General features: G+C 31.0%; 16 protein-coding genes. 7 read left to right on the top strand and 9 right to left on the bottom strand.

Going from position 1 to position 18,900, the window contains the following annotated elements; translation table 11 throughout:
* The first annotated feature begins 1 nt into the window (after position 1).
* Genes AANAER_RS12770 through AANAER_RS12750 form a run of 5 tightly spaced genes read left to right on the top strand, consistent with a single transcriptional unit; the run spans position 2 to position 3,422 of the window.
* On the top strand, positions 2-967 hold the full coding sequence (locus tag AANAER_RS12770) for an amino acid ABC transporter permease (RefSeq protein ID WP_129081963.1): 966 nt from the start codon (positions 2-4) through the stop codon (positions 965-967).
* Positions 968-1,591, top strand: a complete 624-nt coding sequence (locus tag AANAER_RS12765) for a MarC family protein (RefSeq protein ID WP_129081962.1) — start codon at positions 968-970, stop codon at positions 1,589-1,591.
* Positions 1,591-2,208 (top strand): LysE/ArgO family amino acid transporter, encoded by a 618-nt coding sequence (locus tag AANAER_RS12760; RefSeq protein ID WP_206732542.1) that lies wholly within the window; start codon positions 1,591-1,593, stop codon positions 2,206-2,208. The genes AANAER_RS12765 and AANAER_RS12760 overlap by 1 nt, the downstream gene beginning before the upstream one ends.
* Positions 2,209-2,217: 9 nt before the next feature.
* Positions 2,218-2,997, top strand: a complete 780-nt coding sequence (locus AANAER_RS12755; protein ID WP_129081960.1) for an NUDIX hydrolase — start codon at positions 2,218-2,220, stop codon at positions 2,995-2,997.
* Positions 2,998-3,038: 41 nt separating this feature from the next.
* Positions 3,039-3,422, top strand: coding sequence for a RidA family protein (locus tag AANAER_RS12750; RefSeq protein ID WP_044417256.1), 384 nt, complete (start codon positions 3,039-3,041; stop codon positions 3,420-3,422).
* Positions 3,423-3,432: 10 nt separating this feature from the next.
* On the opposite strand, the gene AANAER_RS12745 is transcribed toward AANAER_RS12750, so the two are convergent.
* The gene (locus tag AANAER_RS12745) at positions 3,433-5,547 is read right to left on the bottom strand and encodes a helix-hairpin-helix domain-containing protein (RefSeq protein ID WP_129081959.1); all 2,115 of its coding nucleotides are present in this window, start codon (positions 5,545-5,547) and stop codon (positions 3,433-3,435) included.
* Complete coding sequence (locus tag AANAER_RS12740) at positions 5,540-6,274, bottom strand: phytanoyl-CoA dioxygenase family protein (RefSeq protein WP_129081958.1); 735 nt, start codon at positions 6,272-6,274, stop codon at positions 5,540-5,542. Before AANAER_RS12740 ends, AANAER_RS12745 begins: the two co-directional genes overlap by 8 nt.
* A gap of 215 nt (positions 6,275-6,489) precedes the next feature.
* Here AANAER_RS12740 and AANAER_RS12735 point away from each other — a divergent pair, with 215 nt between their 5' ends.
* A complete protein-coding gene (locus AANAER_RS12735; RefSeq protein WP_044417278.1) occupies positions 6,490-6,915 on the top strand; it encodes a hypothetical protein in 426 nt (141 codons plus the stop codon).
* 99 nt (positions 6,916-7,014) lie between these two features.
* Positions 7,015-7,611, top strand: coding sequence for a helix-turn-helix domain-containing protein (locus tag AANAER_RS12730; protein WP_129081957.1), 597 nt, complete (start codon positions 7,015-7,017; stop codon positions 7,609-7,611).
* A gap of 29 nt (positions 7,612-7,640) precedes the next feature.
* On the opposite strand, the gene ald is transcribed toward AANAER_RS12730, so the two are convergent.
* The 7 genes from ald to AANAER_RS12695 form a co-directional block, all read right to left on the bottom strand.
* On the bottom strand, positions 7,641-8,747 hold the full coding sequence (gene ald / locus AANAER_RS12725; protein ID WP_129081956.1) for an alanine dehydrogenase: 1,107 nt from the start codon (positions 8,745-8,747) through the stop codon (positions 7,641-7,643).
* Positions 8,748-8,998: 251 nt separating this feature from the next.
* A complete protein-coding gene (gene sucD / locus AANAER_RS12720) occupies positions 8,999-9,868 on the bottom strand; it encodes a succinate--CoA ligase subunit alpha (RefSeq protein WP_044417279.1) in 870 nt (289 codons plus the stop codon).
* Positions 9,868-11,037 carry an ADP-forming succinate--CoA ligase subunit beta gene (sucC, locus tag AANAER_RS12715; protein ID WP_129081955.1) on the bottom strand — a complete coding sequence of 390 codons (1,170 nt, stop codon included), beginning with the start codon at positions 11,035-11,037 and terminating at the stop codon, positions 9,868-9,870. Before sucC ends, sucD begins: the two co-directional genes overlap by 1 nt.
* Positions 11,038-11,183: 146 nt before the next feature.
* Positions 11,184-12,578, bottom strand: a complete 1,395-nt coding sequence (locus tag AANAER_RS12710; RefSeq protein WP_129081954.1) for an aldehyde dehydrogenase family protein — start codon at positions 12,576-12,578, stop codon at positions 11,184-11,186.
* Between the two features lie 30 nt (positions 12,579-12,608).
* Entirely contained in the window at positions 12,609-14,258 is a 1,650-nt protein-coding gene (locus tag AANAER_RS12705; RefSeq protein ID WP_129081953.1) for an acetolactate synthase large subunit, read from the bottom strand.
* A 247-nt stretch (positions 14,259-14,505) separates the two neighbouring features.
* On the bottom strand, positions 14,506-16,521 hold the full coding sequence (locus AANAER_RS12700; protein WP_129081952.1) for a dynamin family protein: 2,016 nt from the start codon (positions 16,519-16,521) through the stop codon (positions 14,506-14,508).
* Positions 16,518-18,860: a dynamin family protein gene (locus tag AANAER_RS12695; protein ID WP_129081951.1), complete on the bottom strand. Its 2,343-nt coding sequence runs from the start codon at positions 18,858-18,860 to the stop codon at positions 16,518-16,520. Before AANAER_RS12695 ends, AANAER_RS12700 begins: the two co-directional genes overlap by 4 nt.
* Between the last annotated feature and the right edge of the window lie 40 nt (positions 18,861-18,900).

Raw genomic sequence — 18,900 nt, 5'->3', positions numbered from 1 at the left:
TATGGCTAGAAAAGAATCTTGGACACAAAATAAAAACTTAGGGCATCTTATTGCCTTATGTTTTTTTGTGCTGGTTGCTTACTTTTTTTATGCAGCTGCATCAAATATGAATTATGTTTGGAAGTGGAATTCTGTTCCTAAATATTTTGCATATAATGAGACTATAACTATAGAAGCCCCGATTGATGGAAAACTACTGTTTGAGAATGGTAAATATTATGTTGACGGTGATGAAAAAGTCGAATTAAAAAAATTGGATAGTAGTTTTTCATTTGATTATCAAGTTAATGAAAAAGTTTATGAGGGTGATTATATAGCTTCAAAAGAGGAGTTAAAAGCAGGACCTGTTTTAAACGGTTTATGGACTACTCTTAAAATATCGTTTTTTGCGGCATTATTAACTTTCTTTGTGGGAATAATCGTTGCTTTTATGAAGTTGTCTTCTTATCAGTTTTTAAAAGATATAGCAACTGTTTATATTACGATTGTAAGAGGAACGCCTTTACTGGTTCAAATCTTTCTTTTCTATTTTATTGTTGCAAATATTTTTGAACTTGATAGATTTGTAGCAGGAGTTTTATCTCTTGGGATTTTCTTCGGTGCTTATATGGCTGAAATTTTAAGAGGTGCAATCCAATCTATTGATAAAGGTCAATTAGAAGCTGCAAGTTCTTTGGGAATCACAAAACTTCAAGCTATGAGATATATTATTTTGCCTCAGGCTTTTAAAAGAGCTTTGCCTACACTTGTGGGTGAAATGATTGCTTTGGTAAAAGATTCATCTTTGGTTTCTGTTATCTCTATTACAGATTTAACAAAAGTGGGTAAAGAGATTGTTGCAAATACTTTTTCTCCTTTTGAAACTTGGATTGTGGTTGCTTTATTGTATCTTACTATAACATCAACTTTAAGTCTTATAGGACATAAAATAGAGAAAAGAATGGCAGCAAAAGGCGGAATGAGTTAATTGGAACTTTTTCAAAATTTTCTACAGCAGACAATAACACTGTTTGCAATTATGGACCCAATAGGAGTTAGTGCTATTGCATTATCTTTATTGAGTCCGAATATTACTAAAACTCAAATTGCAATTATTGCAAAAAAGACTACTTCAACTATTTTAATCGCTTTTTTCGTAGTTCTAATAACAGGGGATTTAGTTTTAAAACTCTTTGGTATACATGAAGATTCATTAAAAGTCATGGGTGGAATAATTCTTCTTCTTATGGCAATTACAATGGTAAGAGGAAGTGTAACCGTAAATAAAAAAGAGAATAGCGATAAAAACGATGAAGAGCTTGCAATAATTCCGATTGGAATTCCCATTGCTTTTGGTACGGGACTTTTTACTACAATTATAATTTTTAAAAATCAAGCTGCAAGCAGTGTTGAACTCTTTTCATTGGTAATCTCTTTTTGCGTAAATGCACTTGTTTTTTATCTGGTTTTAAAAAACTCAATATATATTAAAAAGTATATAGGCGTTACAGGACAAAATATAGTTACAAAACTTATGGGGCTTATTGTTGGAGCACTTGCGGTACAATTTATAATCTCAGGAGTTGTTCATTTAGCAAAAGGTTACTTCTAATGGAAATTGAAGCTTTTTTCAAGGGATTTATTGTTGCAATTTCACTAATTGTGGCAATCGGCGCACAAAATGCTTATATTCTTAAGCTGGGACTTCTTAAACAACATGTTTTAAAAGCGGTACTTTTTTGTATTTTTTCAGATATTATTTTAATAAGTGCAGGTGTTTTGGGACTTGGTTTCTTTATTAAAGGGAATCAATTATTAATAAACTCAATTGCAATTTTCGGAATACTCTTTTTAGTCTCATATGCAATCTTGTCTTTTAAATCAGCTTTAAAAAACGAGAGTCTTAAAATAGATAATGAGATAAAAACAAACCCCATAAAAGAGGTTTTTACTCTTCTTTTTATGTTTACTTATTTAAATCCCCACGTATATTTGGATACGGTTCTTTTAATAGGAGGAATCGGAGCAAATTTAGAAGAAAATGCAAAAATCTTTTTTGTTTTTGGCTGTGCAGGTGCTTCAGCTCTTTGGTTTTTTCTATTGGGATACGGGGCAAGACTTCTAATTCCTTTATTTAAAAAACCTTTAACTTGGAAAATTTTGGATATTATAATTGCAGTATTGATGTTGTATATTGCTTACTCATTAAAAGATTTAATAGTATTATAAAGGTTTTATTTGACAAGTATTGAAAATATCGGATGTTTTAAAACAATTTTAGACCCATATAACGGAATCACGATAGATTCTAAAGATTTACCTCTATTATTAACTCAATTTGAGAAAAATCTTGAGCTTTTGATAGAAGAGGTCAAAAACAGAAGAAATCTTATCTGGATATATATAGATATAAAAAAAGCAGAATTTATATCAACTGCTACAAAAAAAGGATTTTTTTTCCACTCTTGCGGTGAAGATTATATTTTATTGGTAAAAAGATTAAAGAAAAATGCAGTTATCCCAACAGCAGCCAATCACACTTTAGGAGTAGGGATAGTAGTAATAAACGAAAAAAATGAATTACTTGTAGTAAAAGAGAAAATTTCGAATGTAGGATATAAAATTCCTGGAGGTCATATCGATGATAAAGAGATGATTACAACAGCTGCTCTTAGAGAAGTTTATGAAGAAACTGGAATAAAAATCGAATTTGAAAAGATAATCTCTTTAGGACACTTCTATCCCCACCAATTTCATAAATCAAATTTGTATGTTTTATGTTTGGCAAAACCTTTAAGTTTGAAAATTGATATAAAAGACACCTATGAAATTCTGGATGCAAAATGGGTAGATGTGGATGAGTATTTAAAAGATGAAAATGTTCATGATTATTCAAAAGCGATTGTTCAAACAGCTTTGGAAAACAAAGGATTTATAAAAACAAATCAAGAAACACTAACTCATATAAAAAAAGATTTTGAACTCTTTTTTCCAATTACAAGTTATAAGGATGTATAATACATCACAAAATTTTAAAAGAACCATTTAAAAGGACAGAAATGAAAAAAATAATCTCAACAAAAAAAGCTCCTGATGCAATAGGACCGTATAATCAAGCATCTGCATTTGAAAATTTAATTTTTACTTCAGGTCAAATTGCTTTAAATCCTGAAACTATGGAAATAGTTGAAGGTGGAGTAAAAGAGCAGTCAACACAAGTTATGGAAAACTTAAAAGCTGTATTAAATGAAGCCGGAAGCTCTTTTGAAAACGTATTAAAAACAACTTGCTTTTTAGCTGATATGAATGATTTTGCTGCATTCAATGAAATTTACGGTGAATACTTTGAAGCTGCAACTGCTCCAGCTAGAAGTACGGTTGCTGTTAAAACACTTCCAAAAAACGTATTTGTTGAAGTAGAAGTAATAGCTTATAAAAACTAGAAGAGTTCTTCTAGTTTTTTAAACTCAAACTAACTCTTTGTTTTTCTAAATCTACATCTAAAATTTTTATATTCTCCAAGTTTTGATTTATACTTAAAACTTCGCTTGGATGAGAGATTCTTTTATTGCTTATTTGTGAAATATGAAGTAGGGCATCATTTTTAAGTCCTATATCTACAAAGGCTCCAAAGTCTGTTATGTTTCTAACAATACCGCTTAGAGTGTCGCCTTGCTTTAAATCCTCGATTTTAGTTATATCACTTGCAAATTTTACTTGATTAAACTCTTCTCTTACATCATATCCAGGACGGTTTAACTCAGTTACAATATCTCTTACTTTTACTATTGAGATATTAAGTTCCTTTGCAACTTTTTCATAATCTTGAAGATTTAGCTCTTTTATCTCATAATTTTTTTGGATTTTTTTTGCTATCTCATAATCTTCGGGGTGAATAGAGGTATTGTCAAAAATTGATTCACCGTCTTTGATTCTAAAAAAACCGACACTTTGTTCATAAGCTTTCTCTCCTAAGCCTTTTACTTTCAAAAGTTGGGTTTTAGTAGAAAATTTACCTATTTTCTCTCTGTATTCAACTATATTTAAAGCAAGTTTTTCAGAGATTCCTGAGACAAAAGATAAGAGTTTGTATGAGGCTGAATTTAAATCAACTCCAACTTTATTTACCAAATCCACCGTAATATTTTCTAGCTTTTGACCTAACTCTTTTTGATTTACATCGTGTTGATATTGTCCAATTCCAAGTGATTTTGGGTCAATTTTTACCAAAGCAGCCATAGGATCTCGCAGTCTGCTTGCAATTGAGATTGCTCCTCTTATTGTAACATCTAAGTTTGGATATTCCATACTTGCTATTTTTGAAGCAGAGTATACACTTGCACCTATTTCACTAACTATTGCATAGTTTATATTTAAACTCTTTTCTTCTATTAGGTTTGCTATAAAAGAGGCTGTCTCCCTTGAAGCAGTACCGTTTCCAATGGCAATTGCAGTAATGCTGTATTTTTTGATTAAATCTAAAACTATTTTTGAGGAGTTTATTATATCCTCTTTTGGTTTGGTTGGATAGATAACATTTGAGTTTAGATATTTTCCGTCTTTATCTATAACTGCAAGTTTACAACCTGTTTTATATCCGGGATCCATACCAAGTATAATTTGATTTACCAAGGGTGCTGTTAGAAGTAATTCTTTTAGGTTTTTGCCGAATAGTTCGATTGCCTCTTTTGATGCTTTCTCTTTTAATGTTGCTAAAACTTCTCTTTTCAGACTTGGAAGAAGGAGTCTTTTTAGTCCATCTTTGTAAGCTTCAAAAACCAACTCTTTGGAAGAGTTTGCCCATGAAGGGATTTTATATTTTTTTATATTTTCTAAAATATGGTTTTCATCTATTTGAACTTTTACGTTTAACTGCTTCTCTTTTTCTCCTCTTAATATTGCAAGAGTTCTATATGATTTTATATATTTTATCTTCTCATTTTGTTCTGCAAAGTTTGAGTAAACTCCATTTTTATCAAACTCTTTTGCCTCTTTTATCTCTAAAGTCCCCCAGTTTAAAAGAAGATTTCTTAAAACCTCTTTTGACTTAAAATCATCTGCATATCTTTGGGCAATAATATCTTTTGCGCCGTTTAGTGCCTCATTAATAGTTTGAATATCTTTATTTAAAAAGTTTTGGGCTTTTTTATCTATCTCTTCACGGGTATATTTCATACAGTGAATTATATTTGCCAAAGGTTCAAGACCGTTTTCTATTGCTTTTGTTGTTCTTGAAGATTTTTTTTCTTTAAAAGGAGCATATATATCTTCCAAAACTTGTAGCGTTTGGGCTTCATCTAGGGCTTTTTGAACTTTTTCATTAAGGAAGTTTTTCTCAAGTAGAAGATTTTTTATCTCCTCTTTTCTTTCAAAAACTTTTTTTGAGTAGTTAAAAATTTCTTCAAAGGCTCTTAATTCTTCATCTGTTGCACTGTTTGTCAAATCTTTTCTATAACGTGCAATAAAAGGGATAGTACACCCTTCATCTAAAAGTTTGATTATATTTTCAATAACTTTTTTGTTAAGAGATGTTTTTTCTTGCAGTAGTTCTAATAAAGCATTAGTCAAGAACTACTTCCTTATAATCACTTCTTGTATTTTTTAAAGGTCTGTTGCTTTGTGCTCTAACTGTATATACAAAAGAGATTTTAGGTTTATCTGTTATATTTTTACTTGCATGGTGCAGAGTTTTACAATGAAAAAGAACAATATCTCCTTTTTCTAAATTTTGGTGAACTCTTTTCTCTATTATTTTTTTATTTTCTTCATGTTCATCCAAAAAGTTTGATACTTTATCAAACCTATCTTTAGAAAAATTCATTTTATGTGTTTTTGGAATAAATTCAAGCAAACCATTATCTAAAAATTCATCATCAAGTGCCAGCCATACAGAGACTAAATCATCATTTTCAAAGTGCCAGTAACGTCTGTCTTGATGCCAAAAAGTTCTTGTACTCTCATGGGGCATTTTTGTCATAATAGAGTTATGGTGGGCTAAAGTTAAAACAGGAGTATCATTTAATATTTGTTTTAACATAGGTCTTATCTCTTTATTTGTCATCCACTCTTTGAAAATCTCTTCTCTATCGTAAACTTGTCTTAATCTTCTAACTGTGATTTTATTTTCATCAAGATGCATATACTCTTGTTCGCTCTCTATTGGAGCCTCTTTTTTTTCAAGATGAACTTTTGCTTTTTCTAAAATTTCGTCACAATACTCTTTTGAAACAAAGTTTTTTATCACTAAAAAACCGTTGTCATTAAATTCTTTTAACTCTTCTTGGGTAAGTTGCATTTTATCTATTCCATACTAGTTTAATTTTAGGGTGTAATTGTACTTTAGTTTTCATATTAGCAAGGTTAAATTTGTTAAAATTATTTTTATCATAATTTAAAATTATATTAATAGTGACAATCTATATTATTTTTTAAATATTTATCTAAGTATCTATTCTCTATAATTTTGTCATGCATGGAAATTGATTAAAACATTATCAAAAAGGAAACTAAATGAAAAAGTTTTTATCAGTAGCGGCTTTAGGTGCTTTTCTTTTCTCTTCAAGTGCAATAGCAGGAGAAAATAAGGGGTTAAACGTAGTTCTTACGGCAAAAGATGCTCAAACTCAAATGATGGCAATGGTTCTGTCTATGATGACTTTGAAACAAAAAAAAGCTGTTAATATGACTTTATGTTCAAGTGCGGGAGATTTGGCAGTAAAAGGTAAAGAGAGTCCTTTATTAAAACCGAAAAACAAATCACCTAAAATGATGCTTCAAGCACTTATAAAAAGTGGGGCTAAAGTTGAAGTTTGTCCTCTTTATTTACCCAATGCAAATTTAGATAAATCTGTTTTACTAGAGGGAATAAATGTTGCAAAACCTCAAAATGTAGCTAAAGAGCTATTAAACAACGAATATTCAACACTAAGTTATTAAAATAGGCAGTTTAAGGGGATTTTCCTCTTAAACTACAGCTATTATATTTTCAATCAATTTTAGCTATACTATTTTTAAAAAATTTTAAGGTTAATAAAAGTGCTTGAAGAAGAGTTAGATGTAGGTAAAAAAATAAAAAGTTTAAGAACTGCAAAAAATATGCCGGCAAAACAGCTTGCAGGTGAAGCCGGAATATCTTTCGGTATGCTGTCTCAACTGGAAAAAGGTTCTACTCAAGGCTCTGTTGAGACATTAAGAAAAATAGCAAAAGTACTTGACGTAACTTTGGCACATCTTTTTACAAACAACAAAGAAGAAGAGTTGGCTATAACTTCTGAAAATTTGGAAAATGAAAAATCATATGTGGTAAGAAAAAACGAGAGAAAAAAAATCTCTTTTCCCGATCCTTTATATACATGTGAATTGCTTGTTCCTGATTTGCAAGGTGAAATAGAACTTTTACAAGTAAATATGGAACCAAATAGAATTACCGAGGATGTAATTCCCCATACTAAAGGTGGGGAAGAGTGTGATTATGTTCTAGAAGGTGAAATTGTTGTTACTTTAAGAAAAAAAGAGTTTCTTCTTAAAAAAGGAGATTCAATAAGATTTAATCCTGAAATTCCCCATAAAATAGAGAACAGAAGTTCTTTTAAAGCCTCTTATTTATCTGTAATTACTCCTGTCTCTTTTTAGTAAAAAAGAAGGATTTATATCCTTCTTCTTTAAAATTTTATTGCTTCATAAGGAATCTTCAAACTTTCGGCTACTGCTTTATTTGTTAATTTCCCTTCATAAGTATTTAATCCGTTTGATAAGTGAATATCATCATGAAGAGCTTTTTCTAAACCTTTGTTTGCAATAGCCAAACCATGATTTAATGTAGTGGCAGTTAATGCCAAAGTTGATGTTAATGATACTGCTCCTGGCATATTTGCAACACAATAGTGTACTACATCGTTTACAATATATGTTGGATTATCATGATATGTGGCTTTTGATGTTTCAAAACATCCACCTTGATCTATGGCAACATCTACTAAAACAGAATTTTTCTTCATAAGTTTTAAATCCTCTTTTTTGATTAGTTTCGGAGTTGTTGCACCGGGGATCAATACGGCACCGATTACCAAATCTGCTTCTTTTATAGATTTTATAAGATTTGTTTTATTAGAAAAAAGCGTTGTTACTTGTGAGCCGAATAAATCATCATAAAAAGCTAATCTTGAAGCTGAAATATCAAGTACGGTTACGTTTGCACCTAATCCTACTGCCATTTTACAAGCATTTAGTCCTACTATACCTCCCCCTACAATTACAACATTACCTCTTTGTACACCCGGAACTCCTCCTAATAAAACTCCTCTTCCTCCAAAAGGTTTTTCTAAAAATTTAGCTCCTTCTTGAACTGCCAGTCGTCCTGCAATTTCACTCATTGGTGTTAAACACGGAAGACCTCCTTGATTGTTTGTTATTGTTTCATAAGCTACTGCTTTTATTTTTTTATTTAGCAACATTTCAGCTTGAGGTCTGTCTGCTGCAATATGTAAATAGGTATATAAAATTTGCCCTTCATGAAAGTATTCATACTCTTGGGGAAGAGGTTCTTTTACTTTTACAATCATTTCACTTTCATCAAAAATCTTCTTTTTATCTTCAACAATTGTTGCTCCTGCTTTTTCATATTCACTATTTTCAAATCCTGCACCTGTTCCAGCATCTTTTTCAACAAAGACGGTATGACCGTTTTCTACATAGGCTTCAACACAACTTGGAGTCAATCCGACTCTGTATTCATGGACTTTAATCTCTTTTACTAATCCTATTTTCATCATTTATCCTTTTTAATTATATTAAATTTATAAAAGAATAACACAATATATTTAATTAAATTAAATAATAATGTAGAAAATATATACAATATTTTAGTTTTATTAAAATATTATTTAGTATAAGTAAATTATTTTATAAAGATTAAAGGATAAAAAAGAGTTGCTGTTTTAGTTTTGAGGTTTCTCATATTATAACCTTAATTTTGTAATTTAATTTTACGGTTATAATATAAGTAATTTAGTTTTTTGTATTAAGGGTGTACTTCTTTTAAAGCATCGGCAATAGAAGTAATAGTTTTTACGGTACAAACACCTGCTCTTTCAAGAGCTGTATATTTCTCTTGGGCTGTTCCTTTGCTTCCGTCTATAATTGCTCCTGCATGTCCCATTCTTTTCCCTTTAGGTGCAGTAACACCTGCAATATAAGATACAACGGGTTTTGTAATATTTGATTTAATATATTCAGCTGCCGCTTCTTCTTTTGCTCCTCCGATTTCTCCAATCATTACGATTGCTTTTGTTTCATCGTCTTCTTCAAACATTTTTAGGATATCTATAAAATCGGAACCTGGAACAGGATCTCCTCCGATTCCGACACAAGTGCTTTGTCCAAATCCTGCAAGAGTTGATTGATTTACGGCTTCATAAGTTAGAGTTCCCGAACGAGAAATAATTCCCACGCTTCCTGGCATATGAATTGATTCAGGCATAATTCCCATTTTACATTGATTTGGAGTTATTACCCCCGGGCAGTTTGGACCTATAAGTCTAGAACCGTTTAAATCAACGGCAGCTTTAACATCTAACATATCAATTGTAGGAATACCTTCTGTTATACAAACAATAGTCTCAATCCCGTTCTCACTTGCTTCTATAATAGCATCTTTACAAAAAGGTGCAGGAACATAGATAATTGAAGCATTTGCTCCTGTTAATCTTTTTGCACATTCAACCGTATTGTAAATGGGAAGATCTAAATGTCTTTGTCCCCTTTTACCGGGAACTACACCGCTTACTACAGTTGTTCCGTATGCTATTGCTCTTTGGGTATGAAAACTTGCCTGTGAACCTGTTAGACCTTGTACTAATACTTTTGTATTTTTATCAATTAAAATAGCCATTAGTTAGTCCCTTTTGTAAGTTCAATAATTTTTTGTGCAGCTTTATCCAAGTCAGCCTCTTCATATACGGATACGCTAGATTCTCTAATCAATTCTAATCCCTCTTTTGCATTTGTTCCTTCAAGTCTTACAACAATAGGTACATTTAAATCCATCTTTTTTGCGGCTTCTATAATACCTGAGGCAATAACATCACATCTTACAATTCCACCGAAAATATTTACCAAAATACCGTTTACTTTTTCATCTGATAATATAATTTCAAAAGCTTCGATTACTCTTTTTTCATTTACGCTTCCGCCCACGTCCAAAAAGTTTGCGGGGTTGGCTCCATGAGCTTTGATTAGATCCATTGTTGCCATTGCAAGACCCGCACCGTTTACCATACAAGCAATGTTTCCGTCTAGTGAAACGTAATTTAGGTCAAGTTTTTCAGCTTTCAGTTCTCTTGCATTTTCTTGGGTTTCATCTCTGATTTCATTTATTTTAGGTTGTCTATATAGTGCCGAATTATCTACGGAAGCTTTTCCGTCAAGACATAAAAGTCTTCCTTGTTTTGAAACAACTAAAGGGTTTACTTCAATTAAAGATAAATCATTTTTTACAAACATTTTATACATTTTTTGCATTAAATCAATCATTTGGGCACTTAGTGTTTTATCTAATCCTAAATCATCACAAATCTGTCTACATTGTGCAGGCATTATTCCTACTACAGGGTTAATTGCATTTCTTAATATTTTTTCAGGATGTTTTTGAGCAACCTCTTCAATCTCAACACCACCTTCACTGGAAGTTATTATCATAATTCTTTGGGTAGTTCTGTCAACCATAAAAGCTATATATATCTGTTTTTCTACATCACAAGGTTGTTCTATATAGATAGAGTTTATAGGCTGTCCCTCTTTTGTAGTCTGGTGGGTTACAAGTTTACTTCCAAGTAGTCTTCTAACTTCTTCATTAGCCTCTTGCTTTGACTCAGCTACTACTACTCCTCCGGCTTTTCCTCTTCCTCCTGCGTGAACTTGTGCTTTAATAACCCATCTATCTCCGCCTAATCTTCTTAATATATCATCAAGTTGAGAGGGGTGAGTTAAAAGTTTACCCTTGGTTGTTGGAATATCATATTTCCTAAATAAATTTTTTGTTTGATATTCATGTAAATTCATAATTTTCCTATAAGTTTTTGATTACTGATTCTTGTGTTTTAAATAGATGTTTATACCAAAATAATAATATAAGTGTGCTTAAGTAAAATATAAGTATTTTATATCTTGAAGAGGTGAAGAGGAGGAGCCTCTTCACTAATAAAGAGTTATAAAACCGGAGATTTAATAACCATCATTTTTTCGTTAGACATATCTTCCATAACGTGAGGAACACCACCAACACCGATACCACTCTCTTTAGCACCGCCAAACGGCATCCAGTCAACTCTAAATGCAGTATGGTCGTTAACAATAACAGCAGTACCGTTTAACTCTTTAACACATTTTAAACAAGTATCAATGTTTTTACTAAATACAGCTGCCTGGAAAGAAACGTTAAGTGAATTTGCTTTAGCAATAGCATCGTCAATGTCACTATAAGAATAAACGCAAACAACAGGTCCAAATACCTCTTTTTTAGAAACAATAGAATCCTCAGACGGATTTAAAAGAACTGTAGGTTCATAACAAGATTTAGAGATTCTTTTACCACCTGTTAAAACTTTAGCACCTTTTTCAATAGCTTCATTTACCCACTCTTCAACTCTGTCAACTTCCCCGTTGTTAACTAAAGGACCAACTTCAGTTTTAGGATCTAACTGATTTCCAACAACAAGTTTAGAAGCAACAGCAGCAAGTTTAGTTGCAACTTCATCTACAATTGACTCATGAACGAAAACTCTTTGAACAGAGATACAAACTTGACCGGCATGATAAAAACCACCTTTAGCCAAATCAGGAATCATAGCATCAATGTCGGCATCTTTAGCAACAATAACAGGAGCAACACCACCGTGTTCCAAAGCAACTCTAGTACCAGGAGCAACTTTTGAACTTAAATACCAACCAACAGAAGCAGAACCGATAAATGTTAAGAAAGAAGTTTTAGGAGAAGTTGCTAAATATTCACTTCCTTTTCTATCACAAACAATACCTTGAGCCCAACCTTCAGGAAGACCGGCTTCTTTTAACATCTCAACAACTTTAAGTGCAGACATCGGAGTTTGCGTTGCAGGTCTGATAATAACAGGACAACCAACAGCAACAGCAGGGATAACTTGTCCTATAGCAAGATTCATAGGGTGGTTAAAAGCAGAGATTGCAACAGCAACACCTATAGGTTCTTTAAAAGTATAAGCAATTCTATTTGCAGAAGTAGGAGTTTGACCCATAGAGATCTCTTTCCCTTCATAAACACCTAAATGCTCAATAGCAAGTTTAACACTGTTGATAGCTCTTAAAACTTCAACCTTAGAATCAACGTAAGGTTTACCGCCTTCACTTGCACAAAGTTTAGTAAGATCTTCAACTTGAGAAGACATAATTTCAACAAGTTTTTCTAAAATTTCTACTCTTTTATATCTAGGAATCCAGTTTTTTCTATCTAAAAAAGTTTTGTGAGCTAAATCTAATGCTGCTTCAACTTCTTCTTGTGTATTAAATGGAACTGTCCCTACTACGCTATCATCATATGGTGATGTTACTTCTATTGTACTACTCATTTTATTCTTTCTCCTTATAAAATTTTTTTATTATAATAAACACTGTTTTTTAGCTAGTAACTCATTTAAAATTGAGTGATTTAAAGAGTAATCTACCGCTAAGTCGATTAAATGCACACCTTTACCGTTAACGCATTCAGTTAAAGTTTTTTCAAACTCTTCGCAAGATTCAGGTCTGTGTCCTGTTGCTCCGTAGCTTTCTGCATATTTAACAAAATCAGGATTACCAAGGTCAAGACCGAATGTATCAAATCCCATTCCTGTTTGTTTCCATTTAATCATTCCGTAAGCGTTATCGTTTAATATAATAACAGTTAAATCTAAACCTAATCTTACAGCTGTCTCTAATTCTTGTGAATTCATCATAAATCCACCGTCTCCACAAACTGCAACTACTTTTTTATCAGGGTTTACCATTTTTGCCGCCATACCAGATGGAAGACCTGCTCCCATTGTAGCAAGTGCATTGTCAAGTAAAAGTGTATTTGGTTTTGCACATCTATAGTTTCTTGCAAACCAGATTTTATATACTCCGTTATCAAGAGTTACGATATCTTCTTCATCTAATGTTTGTCTAATAGTTCTTACTGCTCTTTGAGGTAAGATAGGGAATCTTGTATCACCGAAATATTTAGAAAGTCTTGTTCTAATTTCATCTGCCATTCTAACATAGTAATCAAAATCCCAATGTTCTTGTTTTGAAATTGCATAAGTGATTTGTTGCATATTAGAAGCAATATCACCGATTAGATCCATTTGTGGGAAATAAGTATCATCAACTTCTGACGGGAAGTAGTTAACATGGATAACTTTTGTTGCATCTGGTTTATTTTCCATAAAGAAAGGCGGTTTTTCAATTACATCATGTCCTACATTGATTATCAAATCTGCTCTTTCAATTGCGCAGTGAATAAAATCATCTTTTGATAATGCTGCAGTACTTAAACATAATTTATGATTTTCATCAATTACACCTTTACCCATTTGAGTTGAGAAAAACGGAATACCTGTTTCATTAACGAAGTTAGTTAAAGCATCACCTATTCTTCTTCTGTTTGCACCTGCTCCAACTAATAAAAGAGGTCTTTTTGCTTTTTCAATTCTTTTTACAGCTTCTAAAATAGCTGTTTTCCCTGCATATGGGTATCTAAAGTTTTTTACCGGATAAATATTGTCTTCTGCTTCTTCTGCCGCAATATCTTCAGGTAATTCAAGATGAACTGCACCAGGTCTTTCAGTTGTTGCAATTTTAAATGCATCTCTAACCATAGATGGAATATTATTTCCGTTTACTATCTGTTTTGCATATTTTGTCATAGGTTTCATCATTCCGACAATATCAACTATCTGGAATCTACCTTGTTTTGATTTTTTGATTGGTTTTTGACCTGTAATCATCATCATCGGCATACCGCCAAGTTGTGCGTAAGCTGCCGCTGTAGCAAAGTTAGTAGCTCCAGGTCCTAAAGTTGAGATACATACTCCTACTTTACCTGTTAATCTTCCGTATGTTGCAGCCATAAAACCTGCACCTTGTTCATGCCTTGTCAAAATAAGTTTGATTTGTTTTGATTTTCTCAGTGATTCTAGTAAATCTAAGTTTTCCTCGCCCGGGATACCAAAAATATATTCGACACCTTCGTTTTCTAACGCTTTTACAAATAAGTCAGATGCTTTCATCTTATCTCCATTTTTATTTATTAAATTATACTGAGGATTTTCACACAATTTATTTTAAATTGATGTTAAGTATTATAATTATGTAACCACTTTATACCAATTTTGATCTAAATGCGAAATTTCGACACAATCGCTTTTATAATATTACATTTCCTTTAAGATATTTATTTAACGTTCTTTTATAATATTAAAAAAATATATTTTTTATATGGAATTTAAATTATATTAAAAAAGTGAAAAAGAGGAGTTAAATATCCTCTTTTATAGCTTTTATATCTTCAATTTTTTCAAGATATTCTAATTTTTTTGATTCAACAAATTTTATTCTGTCTTTATTTATTTCTATATATTGGTTTTTAGAGTATTGTGATATCTTAAATAGATAATTTCTTTTTGAAGTTAAAAAATCTTCAATTTTTTCGAATCCGAAATTTGCTTTTAATTTTGTTAATATTTCATCTTCTCTTGGATGATAAATAGAGAATTTCGTAGGCTCTTTTTCATATAATTGGACTGATTCGGCAATTTGTTGTTCAAAGTGTGCAATTGTTGCTTGGGTTGTTTGGATATATGAATAAGATAAAGCTCCGTTAAAGTAAGCAAACTTTTTTCTAAGTGCAGAGATATTTTCCAAAATTGCTCTATGAAAACTTTTTAATACATTTTCATATACTTTTGCTGCAAAGTGCCGTGTTGAAGAAAACTCCATATCAGAAGCAATTTCCCTGTGTTTTTTTAGCTGTTCATAAGGTTCTTGCCATCTGTGGATTTTTTGTTTTATATTTCTGTAAACATTTCTATAGGCTTCATTTGTATCAAGTTCGACTTGTTTTAACTCTTTTATTGCTCTTTTAAACATTTTATCTATTGTTTGATCGTCATAAAAAAGAACTTTATATACATTGTCTGAATCTATCCAATAGGTTTCATATTCAATTTTTTCAAAACTGTCTTTTTTTAAAAAACCGTTTTTTCTTTCAAATCTCGAAGCTTTTTGTTTTTTTATATTTTTATAGGTTTCATGAGCCATTTTTTCCATAATAACTTCTAATGAATTATAAACGGAAAAGAGCTCTTTTGAGTATCTTTTATGGATATCGTCAAAACTTTCCAAAACATCGTCTTGGGCATTTTTAAGTATTGATATCAAAGAATCATATACTGCAATTATTGTTTCATACTCTTTTATTAAAATATCACAAATACCTCTTAAATCTTTTTTTATAGCATACTCTTTTGATTCTTGAGCCTGGGGTCTTATTGTATTTTCAATAAAATCCAAAACTTTTAAGATATTTGATTCTTCTAATAGTTTTGTATTATCCGTTGAGTCTGTTTCTTGAATTTTTTGGACTTTTCTTTTATATTCATTAAAATCTTTTTCAAAAAAATTCAGAGATTTAACATCATTAACTCTTAAATCCTCTTTGAATTTTTTTATAAATTTTTCATATTCGTCATGAATTAAAATATCGCTGTGTGCAGCTCTTGATTCAAGTGCCATTTTGGCTGAAATAGGAACTACTTCGGCAAAATATTTATCAAACTTTTCACTTATATATTTTGTTGTTGTTTCTATTTGTTCTTTAGTAAATTTATCTTTTTGATTTAAGACGCACAAAGATTTATTTTTAAAATGTTCCATATACTCTTCTAAAACTTGAGCTTCAGACATTTTCCCCGCATTATCAATTAACGTTAGCCAGATAATTCCGCCTACGTCTCTTAATACTCTTCTTGTAGTATCCGTGTCACTTTGAGATTGGGAATTAAGTCCCGGAGTATCGACAAAAGAGATATCTTTTAAAATATCCATAGGGGCATATAAAGTTAGATATTTTATTTCACTCATTTCATTTTTTCTTTGGTCTGTGAAATCCGCAATAGCTTCAATAGGAGCATACTCTTGGGCTCCTGAGTAGTAAGTAATTTTTAATTTATACTCTTCGCCGTAATTTATAAAATTAACTTTTGATGTAACAGGAGTAATTCCCGTAGGAAGAATATTTTTTGAAAGCAGGGCATTTAGAAATGTAGATTTACCTGAAGAAAATTGACCTGTAATTGCTACTTCCATCGGATATCTGGCACGTCTGATTTGTTTGTCTAAAATATTTCTTAGTTGGATTGAAGGAAGGAATTTACTATCTAAAAGTTTCGCTCTGACTCTTTTGATATCTCCTGTTATTCCTTTTTCAAACTCCTCTTCTTTTTGGATAAATTTATCATTATACTCTTTTATAAAACTACTTAAAATACTCATGCTTTAAGTCCTTTCATAACTGATTCAAGTCTTTTTATTTTTTTATGTATATCCATAGTTACTACTTCTTTGTTTTTCTCTTTTTCTTCGAAGTTTTCAATTCTGTCTTGGAGCAGTTTTTCATCTTTTTTTAATTTGTGTTCAAATACATTTAAAGGTTCGGCAATAGCTCTAAAAAAGTTCTCAATCAGCATTTCGGAGATTTTTTTTGCTTTCTCTTTTATTGTTTTTTCAATAGAACTAAATTCTTCTTTTATTTGAGTCTCTATTGCCCTGTCAAATTCTAAGAGTTTGCTCTGTTTTGTATCTTTTAGCTCTTTTAATATTTTATTTATAAGTAGTTGGTTTGAAGAGGTTAAAAATCCTGATTTGAAATCATCTTGGAAAAAGCCTCTTGCATCGAAATTATCGTTTTTATGCCCCATTACAAAACCTAAATCTTGATATTTCTGTTCACAAATCTCTCCAATACTTTGAGATTTTTTAATAAATTTATATCTATAGTCTCTTATTATGTCAATAATACCGTCTTTTATTGCTGTTTCGACAATGGTTTTGATTCTACTGTTCTCAGGTTTTCTTTTATCTTTTTCTAAAGAGTATTTTACATCATTAAAAACTCTTTGTTTTATAATATTTTGCAATTCGATTAATTCACTTGAAAGAAAAGCTTCTAAAGTTTCTAAATAGTTTGTTGCATCACTTTTATATAAATTTATATCCTCTTTTAAAGAGGCAAAGATTCTTTTATTTGTATCTTTTTTCTTTGTAAACTCTTCTAAATCTTTTAATAATTCATCTTTTGATTTTGAAAGCAATACCAATTCATAGTTAAAAGATTTAAGCTCTTTTGTAATTATTTTTTGTAATTGTATTAGGGCACTTTTTATAATTAAATCTGATTTTGAAGAGTCAGCTCCGAACAGGGTTTCGTTTAAATAATCTTCAATTTCCAAAATTCCCGTATCTTCAAGATTAAAACCGTTTTTTATTGCCTCTTCACTTCTTCCTGTTCTATGATAAAGCGCCATTTTCCCCGAAATAGGGATAAATTTTATATGCTCCAATATATAATTTAGTTTGCTGTCTTTATTTTGTGCTTTAAGTTGTCTTTGAATTGATGATTTCGTATAGTTTATTACTTCTTCTAGTTGCTCTTTTGTAACGGTGTCTGCTCTTGTAATTACTATTAAAAGTTTTGTTATATTTTGATAGAGCAGGGCATCAATGATAAATTCTACATCTTTTAATGTCGCACTTTGGCTTACATTCATTAGATGAATCATCAAATCACAATCTGAAATATACTCTTTTGTAATCTCTTCTCTTTGTATTACAGGATCGTCTAATCCGGGAGTATCTACAATTTCGATACCTTCACTTAAAAAATTTAGGTCTGATCTAAGTTCTACATATTTTACAAGGTTGCATTTTTTTCCGCTGGCTTCAGCAGAAGTATATGAGGCAAGGCTGTTTATATTTACCTCTTCGCTTAAAGAATCCTCTTTTATTAAATCGCTTAATTTATCACCGAATACTTTTTTTGTTTCATCTACAAAATCTTTTATAGATTTTATTTCATTTGCACTCTGCTCAATTTTTTGCCATTCTTCTTTATTCCAGTAAAATACTTTTGCACTTGGTTTACCGTGTTTTACGATTGTTAAATTTGCAGTTTCCGGAACAACTGCACTTCCTAAAATCTCTTGTCCCATCAGGGCATTTAACATTGTTGATTTCCCTGCATTCATAACACCCGTGATACCGATAGAAAACTTTTGGTTTGAGAGGTAGTTTGAAGTCTCATCTAATTCTTTTTTAAAATCATCTGTTATAAAAATTGATTTAAGTTCTAAAATAAGATCGTCAAGTTCGTTTTTGGCTTCTTTGAAAGGTTTTTTTTCATCTACTTTTAATTCATCTTCAACATCTATTTCATCATCGCAAGACGCAAGCTCTTTTGGATCAAAGAGTGAAATCAATTTGTTATATTCAAATTGTCCTATTATATTTTCATTTTTAAGATATTCAAAACTTTCATGCATTCTCTCAATATTACAATTTCTTGAATCATTTTCAATTGCATCAATTAAACAAAATTGTAATTGATAGAGTTCATCCAGGTTTTTTACCTCTTTATTTGTTATTTTAGATACAAGTTTTTTAAAACTGTCAAGAGTAATAAATTTTTCATAATCTCTTCTTGTGGCACTTAAAACTAAAGAGGCTATATCAAAAAACTCATCTTTATCTTTATTTTCATTTGTACCGTATGTGGAAGTTTGTTCAATATCATTTATTCCATGATATAATAAAAAATAGTCTTTTTCTAAACTCAAATTATCAACCTTTTTATATCAAAAACATAATAATAGCCTA

Source organism: Halarcobacter anaerophilus (assembly GCF_006459125.1).
Lineage (GTDB): Bacteria > Campylobacterota > Campylobacteria > Campylobacterales > Arcobacteraceae > Halarcobacter > Halarcobacter anaerophilus.
This window is presented reverse-complemented; position numbering and strand designations above follow the sequence as displayed.